The sequence below is a fragment of the Azorhizobium oxalatiphilum genome, from assembly GCF_014635325.1.
In the GTDB taxonomy this organism is placed as follows: Bacteria; Pseudomonadota; Alphaproteobacteria; order Rhizobiales; family Xanthobacteraceae; genus Azorhizobium; species Azorhizobium oxalatiphilum.
Map to the genome: position 1 here is coordinate 59,822 of NZ_BMCT01000012.1, position 15,384 is coordinate 75,205.

The following is a 15,384-nucleotide window of genomic DNA, read 5'->3' on the forward strand; positions in this document are numbered from 1 at the left end:
TCTATAGGCTCCGTGTCAGCCTTGTGAAGGGCGCAGAAGATTCTCCGCCAAGTGACGGATGGACGCGCGGGCAAGAGAAATGAGCTGGCTATTCTTTTATTTGGCGGCGGCGAGTCGCCGGGCGATGAAGTGTCCGGCGTGAAACAGCCCGGCCTCGTCCAACCCATGCCCCAAACCATGGCTCAGATGCCATTCCACCGGCAGGCCGCCGCCGTTCAAACCTTGCGCGGAGGCGAACATGGCTTCGGCTGGGATGAGGTCATCATCGCTGCCGTGCATCAGCAGCACGGGCGACACGCTGCGTGCGGGATCGCCCCCCGTGAGCGGCGGATAGAGGCCCGAGGCGCCCACCACGGCACCGAGGGCCTCCGGGCTGGCTACCGCGAAGGACAGCGCCATCATGGCCCCCTGGCTGAAGCCGAACAGGGACAGCCGGTTCCACGGCAATCCAAGCACCGACAATTCCTCCGCGAGGAAGCGTGAGAGGCCCGGTAGCGCGCCGGCAGTTCCGCGCGCCAGTTCGCGCGGGTCGTTGAGCGACAGGGGAAACCACTGACGGCCCACCGGGGCTTCCGCGCACGGCTCCGGTGCATGGGGCGCGACGAAGGCCGCGTCCGGCAGCAGTCCGGCCCAGCTCCCGCCAATGTCGATCAGGTCGCGTCCGTCGGCGCCATAGCCGTGCAGCAGCACCACCAGGGCATCGGCCGGACGGCCGGAAGCCGGGGCGATGCGGGGACCGTCGATAAGGGGCATGCAGGGTTTCCGTCAGGTGGGTACGCCGGTGCGGGCGCGGCGGGCGCCATAATAGGCCCACAGCACCTGCGCCGCCACGCCGCGATAGGGGCGCCAGTCCTCGGCAATGGCCGCAAGCCCCATGGCCGTGGCTCGCCCGGGCAGGCCAAACGCATCCCCGGCCGCCACCTGCAGAGCGAGGTCGCCATGGGGAAAGGCATCACTGCGGCCGAGGCAGAACAGGAGATAGATGTCCGCCGTCCAGAGGCCGATGCCCGGCAGCCGGGTCAGATAGGCGGCGGCGGCATCGGCTTCCATGTCGGTCACATGGGCGAGGTCCACTTCGCCGGCCTCGAGCGCACGGGCGATGCCGGTCAGGGTGCGGATCTTGGGGGCGGACAGGCCCGCCGCGCGCAGAGCCTCGGGTGTGGCCGCGAGCAGGCTGTCCACGGTGGGCGCGCCGCCCAGCGCCGTGTGCAGGCGGGCGGAGATGGCACGGGCGGCGGCCACCGACAATTGCTGGGCCACGACCACGGCAGTCAGTCCGGCGAAGTCGGGTTCCCGCCGCCGCAGGGTGGGACGGCCCGCTTCTGCCACCAGCGGCACCAGCCTGGGATCGAGGGCCAGCAATGCGTCGAGGGCCTGCTCGAAGGTCTCCTGATCGGCGAGTTGCACCTCGCCTGTTGGCAGTTGGCCGCTCATGCTCCCTCTCCCTCGCTCTTGCCGTTCCGACGTGCCATGACTGCACGGATCTTCACGTTTCGTCCCCTGCCGCCAGCTCATCGCCATCGCAGACCGCGACATGACCCTGAACAGCAGCTCCTTCACCTGCCGCTTCGCACCCAGCCCCAACGGCCCGTTGCATCTCGGCCATGCCTATTCGGCCCTGGTGAACCACGCGGCGGCAGAGATGGCGTCGGGTCGTTTCCTGTTGCGCATGGAAGACATCGACACCACCCGATGTCGCCCGGAATTCGAAACCGGCATCGCGCAGGATCTGGCATGGCTGGGCATTCTTCCCTCTGAACCGCCCCGGCGCCAGAGCCAGCATTTCGATGATTACGAGGCTGCACTCCAGCGGCTCGACGCTCTCGGTCTGCTCTATGCGAGTTTCGAAAGCCGGGCCGAGATCGCCCGCGCCGTGCTGGCGCAGGAGGCGGGCGGCGGTGCGTGGCCCCGCGATCCCGACGGCGCGCCGCTCTACCCTTTCTCACGCGAAAGCGTACCGGACGGCGTGCGCCATCGCCGCAAGCTGGCGGGTGAGCCATATGTGCTGCGGCTCGACATGGAGCGGGCCTGCGATCTGGCGGGTCAACCGCTGTCGTGGCAGGAGGCGCCCGGCACCGCATTGGCGACGCCTCAACGCGTTCCGGCCGATCCGGCCCGCTGGGGCGACGTGGTGCTGGCGCGCAAGGATGTGCCGGCCAGCTATCATCTGGCTGTGGTGGTGGATGATCAGTTGCAGGCCATCACCCACGTGATCCGGGGGCGTGATCTCTTCGCGGCCACCGAGATCCACCGGCTGTTGCAGACCCTGCTCGGGCTGCCGGAGCCCATCTATCACCATCATGCGCTGGTGCTGGATGCAGACAGGCGAAAGCTCTCCAAGAGCACGGGCGCGGCCAGCCTCGCCGCCTTGCGTGCGGCGGGGGCCTCTCCGGACGAGGTGAAGGCGCTGATCGACCGAGGTCTGGAGCAGGCTCAGCCGACGCCGAGCACGTAGAGCCAGAAAGTGATGGTTACGAGCCCGAGCACGGTGGAGAGCGAAACCGCGCTGGAACTGGTGCCGACGCCCACGCCATAGCGTTGCGCCAGCAGATAGGCGTTGATGCCGCAGGGCATGGCGGCGAACAGCACAGCCACGCCCGCCCACACCGGCGGCATGGGCAGGATGCGGGTGAGCCCCAGCACCAGCAGCGGATGCACCATCAGCTTGAGGAAGCAGATCACCATGGTGGGGCGCAGGTCGCCCGACACGCCATACCGCTTGAGAGCGAGGCCAAGCGAGACGAGGGCGCAAGGGGTGGCGGAGGCTGCCATCATGTCCAGCACCTGTTTCGGCACCCCATGCGCTTCGAAGCCCACCACGCGTCCGATGCCGCCAGCATAGATGCCGAGCAGGATGGGGTTGAAGGCCAGCGAGCGGAACAGACGCTTTGCCGTGGCGGCCGAGAAGCCGGAGCCGCCCTCGACCGCGATGGTGGCGGCGATCAGCATGATCGGCAGATGCACGGCGATGAGCAGGAAGAGCGGCACCGCGCCTTCCTCGCCATAGGCCTTCAGGATCAGCGGCACGCCGACGAACACGGTATTGGCCTGTCCGGCGGAGAAGCCCTGGATGACCGCCTCCGTATGGCTGCGGCCGAACACCTTGCGGGCGACGAGGGTGGCGATGGCGAACACCGCGAACGCGCCGGTGAAATAGGCGATCCAGTAGCCCCAGGGCTGGGCGTCGGGCAGCTTGCTCTCGCTCAGCGTCTTGAAGATGAGGATCGGCACGGCGAGGCCGAAGACATATTCGGCCAGGCCGTCCGAGGCCGTGTCGCTGATCAGCTTTGTCTTGGCGGCCCCATATCCGAGCCCGACAATCCCGAAGACCGGAAGAACGATGAGAGCGAGGTCCGCGAGAATGCCGAGCATGGAGACGTGTCAGGCAGCGACTGTGAGCGCCGCGCTCCCGTGGGGATGGCCTTCGCCGAGGCACACCATGGCGACGTCGGACACCGGCACCATGGCGCGCAGGCGGCCTTCCAGCCGCGCGGCGAGATCCGGCGATGCGGTGATTTCCAGCTCCACGGCAAGGGAATTGTCGCAATGGGCGACGTCGATGCGGTGGGGCAGGACATCATGGATCACGAACGGCTCAAGCAGGCGCAGCAGCACGTTGGGATCAGGCATGGCTTCGACGACAAGACGATAGGAGGCGCCGGCGGGCACCAGAGACAGATTGGACATGGCTGTTATCCGGAAAAGCGAGACGGAGATGCGATTCAGCGAACCCGGCCGACAAGGTCGACCGGGCGGAGAATTCGCAGCGCGCCTACGAGCGGGCGCCGGGTCTCGGATCCGGAGATGCACATGAAATTGAGGTTAGGCGGCTGCGCATGCCGCGTCAACGCTTTCAGCCTTGCGTTTACCTCATGCGCGCTCGCGGCAAGTTGCTTCCAGCGCGGCACCTGTTGGCGCTAAAGTTGGCTGTGACCATATGAATGGGCGCGCAGGCGCGCATTTGACGTCAGGTGGAGATCGGGAAGCAAAGGATGCAGGTGGAGGCACAGAATGCTCCGGCAGAACGGCCGGCTGCGGCGGGAGGAACTTCCGCCTGGCGTCTGCATGCGCTCACCGGTGGGCTTGTGGCGGTTGTCGTGCTGCTTCTGGGCGGTGCCGGTCTGCTGTGGGCGCGCCACGGCACCGCCATCTTCTTCGACACGGTGGCTGCCGGCATCGCCACATGCTTCTGACCTCCTGATCTTCTCCCTTCCATAAAGCTGGATACCTCTCTCCCATGGCCGCCTTGTCGTCCCGCACGAAGATCATTGCCCTGTTCTGCGCCTTCGCGGCGGGAGCGCTTGTTCTGGTGGCGGGGGCCACGATGCTGATGCCGAGCCGCCCGGCGGGAACCGCGTCCCTAGTGGGTGGGCCGTTCCAGTTGGTGGATCAGGATGCCAAGCCGGTCAGCGAGTCCGCACTCAAGGGGCATCCGACGCTGGTTTTCTTCGGTTTCACCCATTGCCCGGACGTGTGCCCAACCGCGCTGTTCGAAATCTCGGAAATCTTCCGCAGTCTGGGCCCGGACGCGGATAAGGCGCGGGCGGTTTTCATCACCGTGGACCCGGAACGCGACACGCCCGAAGTGATGAAGTCCTACATCTCCAGCTTCGCGCCCCAGCTTCGCGGCTATACCGGCACGCCCGCGCAGGTGGAGACGGTGAAGAAGGCCTATCGGGTCTTCTCGCGCAAAGTGCCGCTGGATGGGGGTGACTACACCATGGACCACACGGCGGTGATCTATCTGATGGACAAGGACGGCAGCTTCATCGCCCCGTTCAACACCAAGCGGGCGCCGGCCGAAGCTGCGGCCGAACTCAAGCGCTACCTCTGAGATGATCCCGTTGTAGAGGCGGATTCACGGGGCGGATGGCTTCATCCGGGCCCGATCCGGCTCCGTGCGCCGGCCGCAGCCGGCGTCGGCGGCTGACGCCATGCTCCGTCTTGTCCCACCAGTGCGGCCGGACGACCAGTTCGATGATGGCCCGCCAGGCGGCAAGCGATATGAGTGGCCAGTAGAAGAGCAATGAGAGCAGGATGGGTGCGAGACCGAGGCGTCCGCGCCGATGCAGGCCCAGGCTGCAACTGATGCCGGCGACCAGATAGCCCACAACCAGATTGGTGTACGACAGCGCGGATGCGGCCACTCCCAGCAGGCTGCTGCCGGGTGCGAGAAACACGCCGCTGATGATATCCGCAAACAGCACCGCCAGGCACATGGGATGCAGCAGGGCCGAGACGAAAGGGCCTGCCGTCAGCAATCCCAGAGCGATGGCGTTGCCGGCTCCCAGATCACGGACCAGTTCCACGGGATGGGAGCCGTGGACCAGAAGCGTCTGCGCCCAGCCCTTCATCCAGCGCGTGCGCTGACGCATCCATGCGCGCCGGGTGATGGGCGCTTCCTCGTCCGTGGACGCCGAGATGACCGTGGTGCCCCAGCCGGCGCGGGCAAGACGGACGCCGAGGTCCGCATCCTCCGTGACGTTGTAGGGATCCCAGCCGCCGATCGCCTCCAGAATGTCGCGCCGGAAGTGATTGGATGTGCCGCCAAGCAATATGGGGAGCCGCAGGCTCGCCAATGCAGGCAGGAGCACGTCGAACTGTCCAGCATACTCGGCAGCGAAATGGGCGCTGATCCAGCTTTCGTCCGCGTTGCCGATGGCGAGGCGCGCCTGCACGCAGGCTGTGCTGGAACCGGCGGCCCGGAAGGCGGCAAGCGCATGCCGCAACTGGCCGGGTTCGGGAATGTCCTCGGCATCGAACACCGCCACGTAGCTGCCCCGCGCGAAGCAGAGCGCTGCATTGAGGGCCTTGGGCTTGGTGCGTGGGCCGATGGCGGGCGCCGTCACCACCTCGAACCAGGGCGGCAGCCGCATCCGTCGCAGCCGGTTTCGCGTGGCAAAATCGTCCGGCTCGATGACGAGTTTGATGTCCAGCTTTTCCGGCGGATAGTCCAAGCGCTTCAGGGCTTCGATCAACTGCGGAAGGACTCTGACCTCGCGATAGAGCGGCACCAGCAGGCTATAGAGCGGCAGCGCACCGTCTTCGAGGCCAAGCGGGACATCCCGCGGCGCAGGGATGAAGCAGGCGCCGAGCTTGAGTACCGCGCCGGACAGGAAAATGGCGGAGAGCAGGATTTCCACGCAGAGGAATGTGGCGCGCGGCGCAAGCCAGGCGAAAATCGCTGTCATCATCGCGAGCAGCAGCACCGGCAGCAGCCGCCGTGACACATTGAGCGACGCGGCCGACAGATGCGGGCGGGTGGTGTGCAACTCATAGGCCGCCATTCGGCCGATATCCCGCGCCCCAATGCTGCCGATGACCGCATGAAGCCGTTCGGGTGAAACAAGGCGTGCCCGCGCCGTGAGCGTGTCGTCGCGCTTCAGGAGTGCGGCGAGGCGGCGCACGCCGATGCCACGCGCGGCGAAAGTGTAGTTCAGCGTCCCGCTGTCTTCATCGAAGGCGACGAACGTGCCCTTGCGCAGGATCTCGGGGGTGTCCTCCGCTCGGACCTGCACGCCGGTGAGCGGGTCTGTGGCGAGGCCGAAATGGTGGGCGCTCAGTCGGGTCGCCGTTTCGGCCGAAACATGGCCGGAGCAGATCAACACCTCGTCGCCTCCCACCCGCAGTGCTCGCGCGCGCCGATGCGCCCAGTCCAGAAGCCTTGCCGGCAGCAACCCGCGAAACGGAGCCAGTTCCACCGGCAGAGCAGGGGATGGCGGGGCGAGATGTGCATATCGCCGCACAGGTGGAGCGGCGTATCGGGGAGAGGGCGGTGGATGCGTGGGCACAACGCGTCCTGCCGGCGCCGCCTGCAAGGGCGTGGCCGGCTCGACAGGTTCCGGCCGCTTGCGGATAGGCGCAGGCTCGCCCACCATGATCCCGTCCCCCCGGGGAGATCTGTGCACGCCATAGTAGTAAGCGGAGCAATCGGGTGCTTGCGTCGAATCGTCTCACGGGCAGGTTGAAGGTGGCCGGCATGGCCATCGTGATGCTTGCCAGCCTTTTGTTTGCGAGCGATCTTTCGGCGCAGGACGGCGCGTCCGTCAGGTCCGGCCCGAAGTCTCTCGGCGCGCCGTCGGTGCCCGGCGCGGTTGTGCCGAGTTTCTGGAATGCCTCCCGCCGCCTGGAGCGCCCGGACGTTTCGCGCCTGCCGACATCCATCCGTTTCCTGACCACGGACGACTATCCCCCGTTCAATTTTTCCGGGGCAGATGGGGCCCTGATGGGGTTCAATCTCGATCTGGCCCGGGCCATCTGCGCAGAGTTGGCCGTGACCTGCACCATGCAGGCGGTGGCCTTCGATACGCTGCTGGAGGCGCTGGATCAGAACAAGGGCGACGCGGTGATCGCCGGTGTCTCTGCCGCAGCCTTCAATCGCGGCAAGGCGGACTTCTCCGAGCGTTACCTCGGAACGCCGGCCCGCTTCGTGGGGCGCGCCGGCCTAGGCCTCACCTCCGTCGCGCCGGCGGATGTAGGGGCCCGCAAGGTGGCAGTGGTGGCGGGCACCGCGCACGAAGCCTATCTGAAGGCCTTCTTCCCCGAGGCGTCCCTGCGTCCCTATCCCGATGCGGCGGCAGCGCGACAGGCACTCACCTCTGGCGAGGTGGACCTGCTGTTCGGCGATGGCATCGGGCTGTCGCTCTGGCTCAATGGCGCGCAGGCGGCGGGGTGCTGCCGGTTCGTGGGCGGCCCCTTCACAGAGAGCCGTTATTTCGGCGACGGCATGAGCGTGGCGGTGAAGCCCGGCAACGACCAACTGCGCCGTGCTATCGACTATGCCCTGCAGCGGGTGTGGGAGAAGGGCGTCTATACGGATCTCTATCTGCGCTGGTTCCCCGTGGGCATCTACTGAAACCTGACGCTGCGAGAGGCCGGATGGTCTCGCAAACGTGTGTGGCGTATGGGGCCGGAGGCGCTGAGATGGGCGTTGCCGTCCGCTGGGATTCATCGCGTTCCGGAGCCTCTGACATGCGTCTGCGCCTTCTTGCCCCGTTGGCTCTCGCAGCCTCTCTCATCGGCGCCATCCCTGCCATGGCGCAGGGCACTCCGGCCCCGACAACCACTTTGCGCGGCGTCGTCGCTTCGGTGGAGGGCTCGCTGCTGACCGTCACCACCCGATCCGGGCAGAGCGTGAAGGTGAAGCTTGCGGACAAGCCGTCGGTTACGGGGCTGGTGCGCATTTCGCTCGCCGATATTCCCACCGACGCCTATGTGGGCGTGGCAGCCGTGCCGCAGGCGGGCGCTGCGCCCGGCGCCCCGGAGAAAGCGGTGTCGGTGCATGTGTTCATGGCGAACCAGCGCGGCGTCGGGGAGGGCACGCACCCTTATGACGTGGCTCCCACCTCCAGCATGACCAACGGCGCGCTGGCGCAGAAGATGGTGGAGAAGGACGGGCAGCTTCTGACCATCGCCTATCAGGGCGGGGAGAAGAAGGTTCTGGTGACACCGGACACCTCGCTCGTGCGGTTCGAGGCCGGCACGGCCGACGAGCTGAAGCCCGGTGCGCAGGTGCTGATGCGCACGACCGCAGGCGCCGATGGCCTGCCGCAGGCCGCCCGTGTGCTGGTGGGCCGCGATGGTGTGGTGCCGGCGCTGTAGGCCGGCTGGTGTTGGTCATCGTCCGGATTGTCGGTCGCACCCTTCAACTTTTGCCATACATGGACTAGAGCAGAGGCGCGCGATGTCCCGATGCGGGGCCGCGCGATCCCAACGCGAGCTGCGCCGTCGTGAGGTCTTCCGTGCCTTGCAGGCTGGCCGCGTAGCCATCCAGGCTCGCCTGCAGGCGCCCTGACCGGAGACTTAGATGACCACGGACGCCCCGATCGAAGACCTCGCCGCCGAACTGCGCAGCCTCGCGGAAACCGCGGGTGCCTGGCCGTTCGAGGAAGCGCGCAAGATCGTCGAGCGTCTCAAGCGCAAACCGAAGGATGAAGTGCTGTTCGAGACCGGCTACGGCCCCTCGGGCCTGCCGCACATCGGCACCTTCGGCGAAGTGGCCCGCACCACCATGGTGCGCCACGCCTTCCGCATCCTCACCGGGGACAGCGTGAAGACCCGCCTCGTCGCCTTCTCGGACGACATGGACGGCCTGCGCAAGGTGCCGGACAATGTGCCGAACAAGGAACTGCTGGCCGCCAATCTCGGCAAGCCGCTGACCGTGGTGCCTGATCCGTTCGGCACGCATCCGAGCTTCGGGGCGCACAACAATGCTCGTCTGCGCGCCTTTCTCGACGCCTTCGGCTTCGAGTACGAGTTCCTCTCCGCCACCGACTGCTACAAGTCCGGCCGCTTCGACGCCACGCTGCTGAAGGTGCTGGAGAAGTATCAGGAGGTCATGGACGTGATGCTGCCCTCGCTGCGCGAGGAGCGGGCCGCATCCTATTCGCCTTTCCTGCCCATCGACTCGAAGACCGGCATCGTGTTGCAGGTGCCCATTCTCTCGCACGATGTGGCGGCCGGCACGATCACCTATGAGGACCCGGAAACCAAGGCGCCGGTGAGTGTCCCGGTGACGGGGGGCGCCTGCAAACTCCAGTGGAAGCCGGATTGGGCCATGCGCTGGGTGGCCATGGCGGTGGATTACGAAATGGCAGGCAAGGATCTGATCGACAGCGTGAAGCTGTCCGGCCAGATCGCCCGCGTGCTCGGCGCCGAGCCGCCGGAAGGCTTCAATTACGAGCTGTTCCTCGACGAGAAGGGGCAGAAGATCTCGAAGTCCAAGGGCAACGGCCTGTCCATCGAGGATTGGCTGACCTATGCGAGCCCGGAAAGCCTGGCGCTGTTCATGTTCCAGTCGCCGCGCTCGGGCAAGCGGCTCTATTTCGATGTCATTCCGCGCACGGTGGACGACTATTTCAACTTCCTCGCCAAGTATGAGACGCAGGCCTGGAAAGAGCGCCTGAACAATCCGGTGTGGCACATCCACGCGGGCAACCCGCCCAAGGTGGACATGCCGGTGTCCTTCACCATGCTGCTGAACCTCGCCTCGGCCTCCAACACCGAGGATGAGAGCGTGCTGTGGGGCTTCCTGCGCCGCCATGTGCCGGGAGTCTCTGCCGAGACCCATCCCAAGCTCGCCGAGCTGGTGGGCTATGCGGTGAAGTATTTCAACGACTTCGTGCGCCCCAACAAGCAATTCCGTGCCCCCGACGATGTGGAGCGCGGGGCGCTGGAGGCGCTGGACGCGGCGCTCGCCGCCCTGCCGCCTTCGCCCAGCGCGGAGGATGTGCAGAACGCCCTCTACGACGTGGCCCGCCCGATCCCGCGCTATCAGGACTTCAAGGCCAAGGGGGCGACGGCAGAGAAGCCGGGCGTCTCCATCGAGTGGTTCAACACCATCTATCAGGTGCTGATCGGGCAGGAGCGCGGCCCGCGCTTCGGCTCGTTCGTGGCGATCTATGGCGTGGCCGAGACCCGTGCCCTGATCGCCAAGGCGCTGGCGGGCGAACTGGCGGCCTGAACGAGACCTGCGACCGATGGTTGGGGACGGGCTGCGCATGCACCCCGTCCCCTTTTTGTTTCCCTAATGTCATTGGTCGGGTGTATGATTGAATTTAGTCACATTTAATTATTGTGATTTTGGAGAAAGAGCATGACGCTGCGTCTGGGGGACACGGTCCCCGACTTCACCGCGGAGACCACCGAAGGCCCGGTGAGCTTCCATGAATGGCTTGGCAACAGCTGGGGCATCCTGTTCTCGCACCCCAAGAATTTCACGCCCGTGTGCACCACCGAGCTTGGTCAGGTGGCGCATCTGAAGGGGGAGTTCGACAAACGGAACGTGAAGGTTCTGGGCCTGTCCGTCGACAGCCTCGACAACCATCCGGCCTGGGTCGATGACATCAAGCTCGCCACCGGCGCGCAGCTGAACTTCCCGCTCATCGCGGACAAGGACCGGAAAGTCTCCGATCTCTATGACCTGATCCACCCGAACGCGAGCGACACCGCCACGGTGCGTTCCGTGTTCGTCATCGGGCCGGACAAGAAGCTGAAGCTTACGCTCACCTATCCGGCGAGCACGGGCCGCAACTTCCAGGAAATCCTGCGCGTGGTGGATTCGCTCCAGCTCACCGCGCAGCATTCGGTCGCCACCCCGGCGGACTGGAAGCAGGGCGAGGACGTGATCATCGTCCCCTCCGTCTCCGACGAGGCGGCCAAGGAGAAGTTCCCGGCCGGCTGGAAGACCGTGAAGCCCTATCTGCGCATCGTCGCCCAGCCGGGCACCGCTGCGGCGGAATGAGGATTGCGTCCGGCGTTCCCGGACGTATCTGATTCCGGACGGCCGTGGTCGCTGTAGAAGCGACTACGGCCGTGCTGTTTTTGAGCCCTCAGTCCGGCCGGATGATGCCGATATTACGGCTGTGCATGAGGCGGCGAACCAGACGGCGGTGGTCCGCGATTTCCTGTTTAAGCCAGCGTAGCGGACGTGTGGTGGGAGATGTGCGCGAGGGATGTTCGGAGGTCGTTGCAGCCTTGAGCGGATCGCGGTCGAAACGCATGCGCGCATAGAAAGCGGCATAGCGCTCCAGAAACGCAGCCTGCATGTGGGCGGGCATTTCCGCAGCCCGGTCGGGCCGGCCGATGTTGAACTGGCCGATCATGCGCGTGTTGCGGAACGGCGCCAGAATGCGTGCGGGATCCACCGACGTGCCGATCTGCCGCGCCAGCCGCCGGATCGTGGCCTCGGTGTCGAAGCAGATCTCATTGTAGGTGAAGACCTCCGTCTGCGGCACGCCGGCCCAGCGGGTGAAGATCTCGATCTGCATGTCGAGAGCGAACAGCGCCTCCGTGGGATCGAAGACTTCGGCGAAAGCCTGCTCGCCGTTCGCCCGCGCCCGCCTGCCATGGTCCACCATGGACAGCGCGATCTCGCGCGGGTCGCGGATGGAGGCGCTGGCGAGAACCTCTCCGGCGGCGATCATGTCCGCCACGCCGGGATGCAGGGCGCCGTGGGTCTTCAGGACGACAGGCCGTTCACCCGCGCTCTCCGCAATGCGCGTGATCAGCGAGGGGTCTATGGTGTCGTAATGGTTGGACATCTGGAGAGGGCCGTCGTGTGACAGCCGGCAGAAGCCGAGCCCGCTGGCGGAGAAAATCTCTTCCGTGATCTGATATAAAAAGGTACTGGCGGATTTCGTCACGCCATAGCAAAGGTAGATCATTCGATCCCAAATATTCGAATGTACCCACCACGACCGGGATGTTCCTCGCCGCGGGCGCGGGTGTCAAGGCGCGTGAGCCTGAGGCGTGCTCGGCCTTGACATATGTCGTGCCGGTTCTAGTTTGCAGCGCGCGGTATCCGTCCCCTGCAAGGTTGGCATGATCTATATCTGTTATGGCGTAACCAAGTCCGCCAGCACGTATCTGTATCAGCTGACTGAGGAAATACTGTGCCTGTCCGGCATGGGCATCGGCCGTATCCGGCGCAGGAGCAGCCGGAAGCTTGAGAATTACTATGATTATGTAACCGCTCCCTTGCTGGAGCGGGTGCAGCGTGTGGCGCGCGGCCGGCCTGTCGTTCTGAAGACCCATGGCGCGCTGCTGCCCGAGGTGGCGCAGATGATCGCCGCCGGAGAGGTTCTCGCCAGCGCCTCCATCCGCGACCCGCGCGAGATGGCGCTGTCCATGGCCGACAATGGCCGCCGGGCGCGCGATCTGGGCATATTGCCGTTCGCCGAGGTGCACACGCCAGTGGACGCGCTGCCGTCCATTGACATGCAGATGGCCTTCTTCGAGCAGTGGTCCGCCATCCCGCAGGTGGAGCTGTTCACCTACAATGAGATCTGCTTCGACAGCGAGGCGGCCATCACGCGCGTGGCGCGGCACCTCGGCGTGACGGTGGACGCCGCGCGCGTGCTCGCGCCGTTCCGCGATGGGGCGCTGATCGGCCAGTTCAACGTCGGCCGGCCCCAGCGCTATCGGGAAATGGATCCGGCGACACAGGCGCTGTTCCTCGGGCGTTATGCGGCACTCTATGCCCGGTTCGATTTCGAGACGGCCGCCCCCTCCACGCCGGCCCGCCCCTTGCCGCCGCGCGGCGCACTGGGGCATCGGATGGAAAGCACGCGCCGTTTCCTGCGCCGTTTCTTTCAGGCTCGCAGCCTTGGCATCGTCGAGCCAGACTGACCTCCAGCTTGCCGCCGTGTTTCTGCCCGGGCGGACGCCATGCTAGAGCCATGCCGATCCGCTCAGGTGGCACTGGGGGCGCAAAGCGCGGACCAAGCGCGCGACAGATCGAGGCGACAACGACATGGCAGACGGCAATTCCCAGCTTTCCCGCTTCCTCGGCGGCTCGCCGGTGTCGGTGCTGTTGCGCCTTGTGATCCTCTGCCTTGTGGTCGGTGTGATCCTGGCGGCGCTGGGCCTTGATCCGGCAAACCTTCTCGCCAGTCTGCGCCGCATGGTCGAAAGCCTCTTCTCCCTCGGCTTCGATACGGTAGAGCGCCTGTGGCGCTATTTCCTGCTGGGTGCGCTGATCGTCATCCCGCTCTGGCTGCTCTCGCGGATTTTCCGGATGGGCAAATAAGGCTGCGGGTTGGGCTGCGCGCATGGGCCATCACGGGCAGGCGGGCTTGAGGCCGGTCACGCATCGCAGCGTGCTCGCCATCGCCGCGCCCATGACGCTCGCCCACCTCACAACGCCGCTGCTGGGGCTGGTGGCGACGACAGTGGTGGGACGGCTCGGGGATGCGGCCGCGCTGGGCGGCGTGGCGCTGGGCGCCGTGGTGTTCGATTTCCTGTTCTGGGGCTTCGGCTTCCTGCGCATGGGAACGGTGGGCCTTGTGGCGCAGGCGCTGGGGCGCCGCGACGGCATCGAGCAGAAGGCCGTGCTGGCGCGTGCCGTTCTGCTCGCCGTGGCCTGCGGGCTGGTTCTCGTTCTGCTGCAGAAGCCCATTGGTTATCTGGCGCTCAAGATGGCCGGCGCCAGCCCGGCCGTGGATACGGCACTGGCCACCTATTATGGCGTGCGCATCTGGGCCGCGCCCATGAGCCTGGCCAACTACGCTTTGCTCGGCTGGCTCACCGGCCTCGGCCGCACCGGCCATGCGCTGGTGCTGCAGGCTGGCATCAACGGTCTGAACATCGTGCTCTGCGCGCTGCTGGTGCTGTGGTTCGATGAGGGCGTTGCCGGTGCGGCCGAGGCGGCTGTCTGGGCCGAGGGCGTCGGCATGCTTGCGGGCCTGCTGCTCTGCGCCCGCCTGATCGGCTTCCGCTTCGAGGTGCCCCGCTCCGTGGTGCTGGAGCGGGCGCGCATGATGGAGATGATGGCGCTCAATCGCGACATCCTCATCCGTTCGGCGGCACTGCTGGGTGGTCTGGCCTTCTTCGCCGCTCAGGGCGCGCGGATGGGCGATACGACGCTGGCCGCCAATGCGCTGCTCAACACCATGTCCATGCTCACCGTGTATTTCCTCGACGGCTTCGCCACTGCCGCCGAGCAATTGTGCGGAGCTGCGGCCGGCGCGCGTGACCGCACGACCTTTTCCGCCGCCCTGCGGCTGGTTTTCCTGTGGGGCTACGGCTTCGCGCTGGCGGCGGCGGGCCTGCTGTTCGGGAGCGGGCCATGGGTGCTGCAGCTCATGAGCACCAATGCGGAGGTGGTGGCGGAAGCGATCGCCTATCTGCCTTTTGCCGCGCTGGTGCCGCTGGCCGGCGTCGCCGCCTATGCCTATGACGGCATCTATGTGGGGGCCATGTGGTCCCGCGACATGCGCAATCTCATGCTGGCATCGCTGGCGGTCTATCTACTCGCCTGGTTCGTGCTGCGTCCGTTCGGCAATGCCGGCCTCTGGATGGCGCTGCTGGTCTTCCTGATGGCGCGCGGCGGCTTCCAGGCGCTGCGACTGCCGGCGCTGGTGCGGCGGACCTTTCCGGCCTGAGCCCTCAGGGCAGGGGAAACTGGTGGTGTCCGTCCGGGCCGAGTGGCAGCGGCTTGGCCCACAGCACTTCGGACATGGTGAGCGGCGCGTAGAGATGAGGGAACAGCGCGCCACCGCGCGAGGGCTCCCACTTCAGGCGCGGCAAAGTGGTGGCATCCACCGCCACCAGCACCAGATCGTCCTGCCCGGCGAAATGCCTCGCGGCGGTCTCGCGCACCTGCTCAATGGCCGAGAAATGGATATAGCCATCGGCGAGATCGACGGGAGCGCCCTCGAACTGGCCGATGGCCTGCGCCGCTTCCCAAAGCGGGCGCGGGCAAATCTTGTAGATGATGCAATGTGAGGCGGTCATGGGTGGGGTTTACTGCCGATTACACCGCGAAGCCAGAGCGGGATCTGATTTGATGGTATCAAAATAGTATCAATGAGGGTTCCAGGCGTCTCTTTTTGCCATATTCAATTACCGGAGGACTTGATTCCTTCCGCTATTTTGCGTCATACA

17 protein-coding genes are annotated in these 15,384 nt (G+C 66.0%); 10 read left to right on the forward strand and 7 right to left on the reverse strand.

All coding sequences use genetic code 11. The features are described from left to right. Window positions 1–96: 96 nt before the first annotated feature. On the reverse strand, window positions 97–753 hold the full coding sequence (locus tag IEW24_RS26845) for an alpha/beta hydrolase (protein ID WP_188583997.1): 657 nt from the start codon (window positions 751–753) through the stop codon (window positions 97–99). Between the two features lie 12 nt (window positions 754–765). Further along, window positions 766–1,434 (reverse strand): DNA-3-methyladenine glycosylase family protein, encoded by a 669-nt coding sequence (locus IEW24_RS26850; RefSeq protein WP_188583998.1) that lies wholly within the window; start codon window positions 1,432–1,434, stop codon window positions 766–768. A 100-nt stretch (window positions 1,435–1,534) separates the two neighbouring features. Between IEW24_RS26850 and gluQRS the strand changes: the two genes are divergently transcribed. Next, window positions 1,535–2,455, forward strand: a complete 921-nt coding sequence (gene gluQRS / locus IEW24_RS26855) for a tRNA glutamyl-Q(34) synthetase GluQRS (RefSeq protein WP_188583999.1) — start codon at window positions 1,535–1,537, stop codon at window positions 2,453–2,455. Here the strand turns inward: gluQRS and IEW24_RS26860 are convergent. Together IEW24_RS26860 and IEW24_RS26865 are read right to left on the reverse strand one after the other, a co-directional pair. Further along, complete coding sequence (locus IEW24_RS26860; protein WP_188584000.1) at window positions 2,434–3,372, reverse strand: AEC family transporter; 939 nt, start codon at window positions 3,370–3,372, stop codon at window positions 2,434–2,436. The two genes, gluQRS and IEW24_RS26860, sit on opposite strands and share 22 nt — an antisense overlap. 9 nt (window positions 3,373–3,381) lie before the next feature. Next, window positions 3,382–3,687, reverse strand: coding sequence for an ACT-like domain-containing protein (locus tag IEW24_RS26865; RefSeq protein ID WP_188584001.1), 306 nt, complete (start codon window positions 3,685–3,687; stop codon window positions 3,382–3,384). A gap of 305 nt (window positions 3,688–3,992) precedes the next feature. Between IEW24_RS26865 and IEW24_RS26870 the strand changes: the two genes are divergently transcribed. Next, on the forward strand, window positions 3,993–4,193 hold the full coding sequence (locus IEW24_RS26870; protein ID WP_188584100.1) for a hypothetical protein: 201 nt from the start codon (window positions 3,993–3,995) through the stop codon (window positions 4,191–4,193). Between the two features lie 53 nt (window positions 4,194–4,246). Next, window positions 4,247–4,834 (forward strand): SCO family protein, encoded by a 588-nt coding sequence (locus IEW24_RS26875; protein ID WP_373870153.1) that lies wholly within the window; start codon window positions 4,247–4,249, stop codon window positions 4,832–4,834. Here IEW24_RS26875 and IEW24_RS26880 read toward each other — a convergent pair. After that, entirely contained in the window at window positions 4,818–6,878 is a 2,061-nt protein-coding gene (locus IEW24_RS26880; RefSeq protein ID WP_188584003.1) for a glycosyltransferase, read from the reverse strand. The genes IEW24_RS26875 and IEW24_RS26880 overlap by 17 nt on opposite strands. Window positions 6,879–6,979: 101 nt before the next feature. Here IEW24_RS26880 and IEW24_RS26885 point away from each other — a divergent pair, with 101 nt between their 5' ends. The 4 genes from IEW24_RS26885 to IEW24_RS26900 all read left to right on the forward strand — a co-directional run bounded on the left by IEW24_RS26885 (window position 6,980) and on the right by IEW24_RS26900 (window position 11,242). Continuing rightward, window positions 6,980–7,855 (forward strand): transporter substrate-binding domain-containing protein, encoded by an 876-nt coding sequence (locus IEW24_RS26885; protein WP_188584004.1) that lies wholly within the window; start codon window positions 6,980–6,982, stop codon window positions 7,853–7,855. A gap of 116 nt (window positions 7,856–7,971) precedes the next feature. Then, window positions 7,972–8,601 (forward strand): hypothetical protein, encoded by a 630-nt coding sequence (locus IEW24_RS26890; RefSeq protein WP_188584005.1) that lies wholly within the window; start codon window positions 7,972–7,974, stop codon window positions 8,599–8,601. Between the two features lie 205 nt (window positions 8,602–8,806). Continuing rightward, window positions 8,807–10,462 (forward strand): lysine--tRNA ligase, encoded by a 1,656-nt coding sequence (locus IEW24_RS26895; RefSeq protein WP_188584006.1) that lies wholly within the window; start codon window positions 8,807–8,809, stop codon window positions 10,460–10,462. A gap of 132 nt (window positions 10,463–10,594) precedes the next feature. Next, a complete protein-coding gene (locus IEW24_RS26900) occupies window positions 10,595–11,242 on the forward strand; it encodes a peroxiredoxin (protein ID WP_188584007.1) in 648 nt (215 codons plus the stop codon). Window positions 11,243–11,330: 88 nt separating this feature from the next. Here IEW24_RS26900 and IEW24_RS26905 read toward each other — a convergent pair whose 3' ends face one another. Further along, window positions 11,331–12,164, reverse strand: a complete 834-nt coding sequence (locus IEW24_RS26905; RefSeq protein WP_188584008.1) for a hypothetical protein — start codon at window positions 12,162–12,164, stop codon at window positions 11,331–11,333. Window positions 12,165–12,321: 157 nt separating this feature from the next. Here IEW24_RS26905 and IEW24_RS26910 point away from each other — a divergent pair, with 157 nt between their 5' ends. The 3 genes from IEW24_RS26910 (at window position 12,322) to IEW24_RS26920 (ending at window position 14,882) form a co-directional block, all read left to right on the forward strand. Beyond that, a complete protein-coding gene (locus IEW24_RS26910; protein ID WP_188584009.1) occupies window positions 12,322–13,128 on the forward strand; it encodes a hypothetical protein in 807 nt (268 codons plus the stop codon). Between the two features lie 124 nt (window positions 13,129–13,252). Beyond that, a complete protein-coding gene (locus IEW24_RS26915) occupies window positions 13,253–13,528 on the forward strand; it encodes a DUF6460 domain-containing protein (RefSeq protein WP_188584010.1) in 276 nt (91 codons plus the stop codon). Between the two features lie 46 nt (window positions 13,529–13,574). After that, complete coding sequence (locus IEW24_RS26920; protein ID WP_244644697.1) at window positions 13,575–14,882, forward strand: MATE family efflux transporter; 1,308 nt, start codon at window positions 13,575–13,577, stop codon at window positions 14,880–14,882. 4 nt (window positions 14,883–14,886) lie between these two features. On the opposite strand, the gene IEW24_RS26925 is transcribed toward IEW24_RS26920, so the two are convergent. Further along, window positions 14,887–15,234, reverse strand: coding sequence for a DUF952 domain-containing protein (locus tag IEW24_RS26925; protein ID WP_188584012.1), 348 nt, complete (start codon window positions 15,232–15,234; stop codon window positions 14,887–14,889). Window positions 15,235–15,384: the final 150 nt, after the last annotated feature.

What these genes read in the sequence shown, in the direction of transcription:
- IEW24_RS26845 (WP_188583997.1), bottom strand. Translation starts at nt 753, where the DNA reads ATGCCCCTTATCGACGGTCCCCGCATCGCCCCGGCTTCCGGCCGTCCG.
- IEW24_RS26850 (WP_188583998.1), bottom strand. Translation starts at nt 1,434, where the DNA reads ATGAGCGGCCAACTGCCAACAGGCGAGGTGCAACTCGCCGATCAGGAG.
- gluQRS (WP_188583999.1), top strand. Translation starts at nt 1,535, where the DNA reads ATGACCCTGAACAGCAGCTCCTTCACCTGCCGCTTCGCACCCAGCCCC.
- IEW24_RS26860 (WP_188584000.1), bottom strand. Translation starts at nt 3,372, where the DNA reads ATGCTCGGCATTCTCGCGGACCTCGCTCTCATCGTTCTTCCGGTCTTC.
- IEW24_RS26865 (WP_188584001.1), bottom strand. Translation starts at nt 3,687, where the DNA reads ATGTCCAATCTGTCTCTGGTGCCCGCCGGCGCCTCCTATCGTCTTGTC.
- IEW24_RS26870 (WP_188584100.1), top strand. Translation starts at nt 3,993, where the DNA reads ATGCAGGTGGAGGCACAGAATGCTCCGGCAGAACGGCCGGCTGCGGCG.
- IEW24_RS26880 (WP_188584003.1), bottom strand. Translation starts at nt 6,878, where the DNA reads ATGGTGGGCGAGCCTGCGCCTATCCGCAAGCGGCCGGAACCTGTCGAG.
- IEW24_RS26885 (WP_188584004.1), top strand. Translation starts at nt 6,980, where the DNA reads ATGGCCATCGTGATGCTTGCCAGCCTTTTGTTTGCGAGCGATCTTTCG.
- IEW24_RS26890 (WP_188584005.1), top strand. Translation starts at nt 7,972, where the DNA reads ATGCGTCTGCGCCTTCTTGCCCCGTTGGCTCTCGCAGCCTCTCTCATC.
- IEW24_RS26895 (WP_188584006.1), top strand. Translation starts at nt 8,807, where the DNA reads ATGACCACGGACGCCCCGATCGAAGACCTCGCCGCCGAACTGCGCAGC.
- IEW24_RS26900 (WP_188584007.1), top strand. Translation starts at nt 10,595, where the DNA reads ATGACGCTGCGTCTGGGGGACACGGTCCCCGACTTCACCGCGGAGACC.
- IEW24_RS26905 (WP_188584008.1), bottom strand. Translation starts at nt 12,164, where the DNA reads ATGATCTACCTTTGCTATGGCGTGACGAAATCCGCCAGTACCTTTTTA.
- IEW24_RS26910 (WP_188584009.1), top strand. Translation starts at nt 12,322, where the DNA reads ATGATCTATATCTGTTATGGCGTAACCAAGTCCGCCAGCACGTATCTG.
- IEW24_RS26915 (WP_188584010.1), top strand. Translation starts at nt 13,253, where the DNA reads ATGGCAGACGGCAATTCCCAGCTTTCCCGCTTCCTCGGCGGCTCGCCG.
- IEW24_RS26925 (WP_188584012.1), bottom strand. Translation starts at nt 15,234, where the DNA reads ATGACCGCCTCACATTGCATCATCTACAAGATTTGCCCGCGCCCGCTT.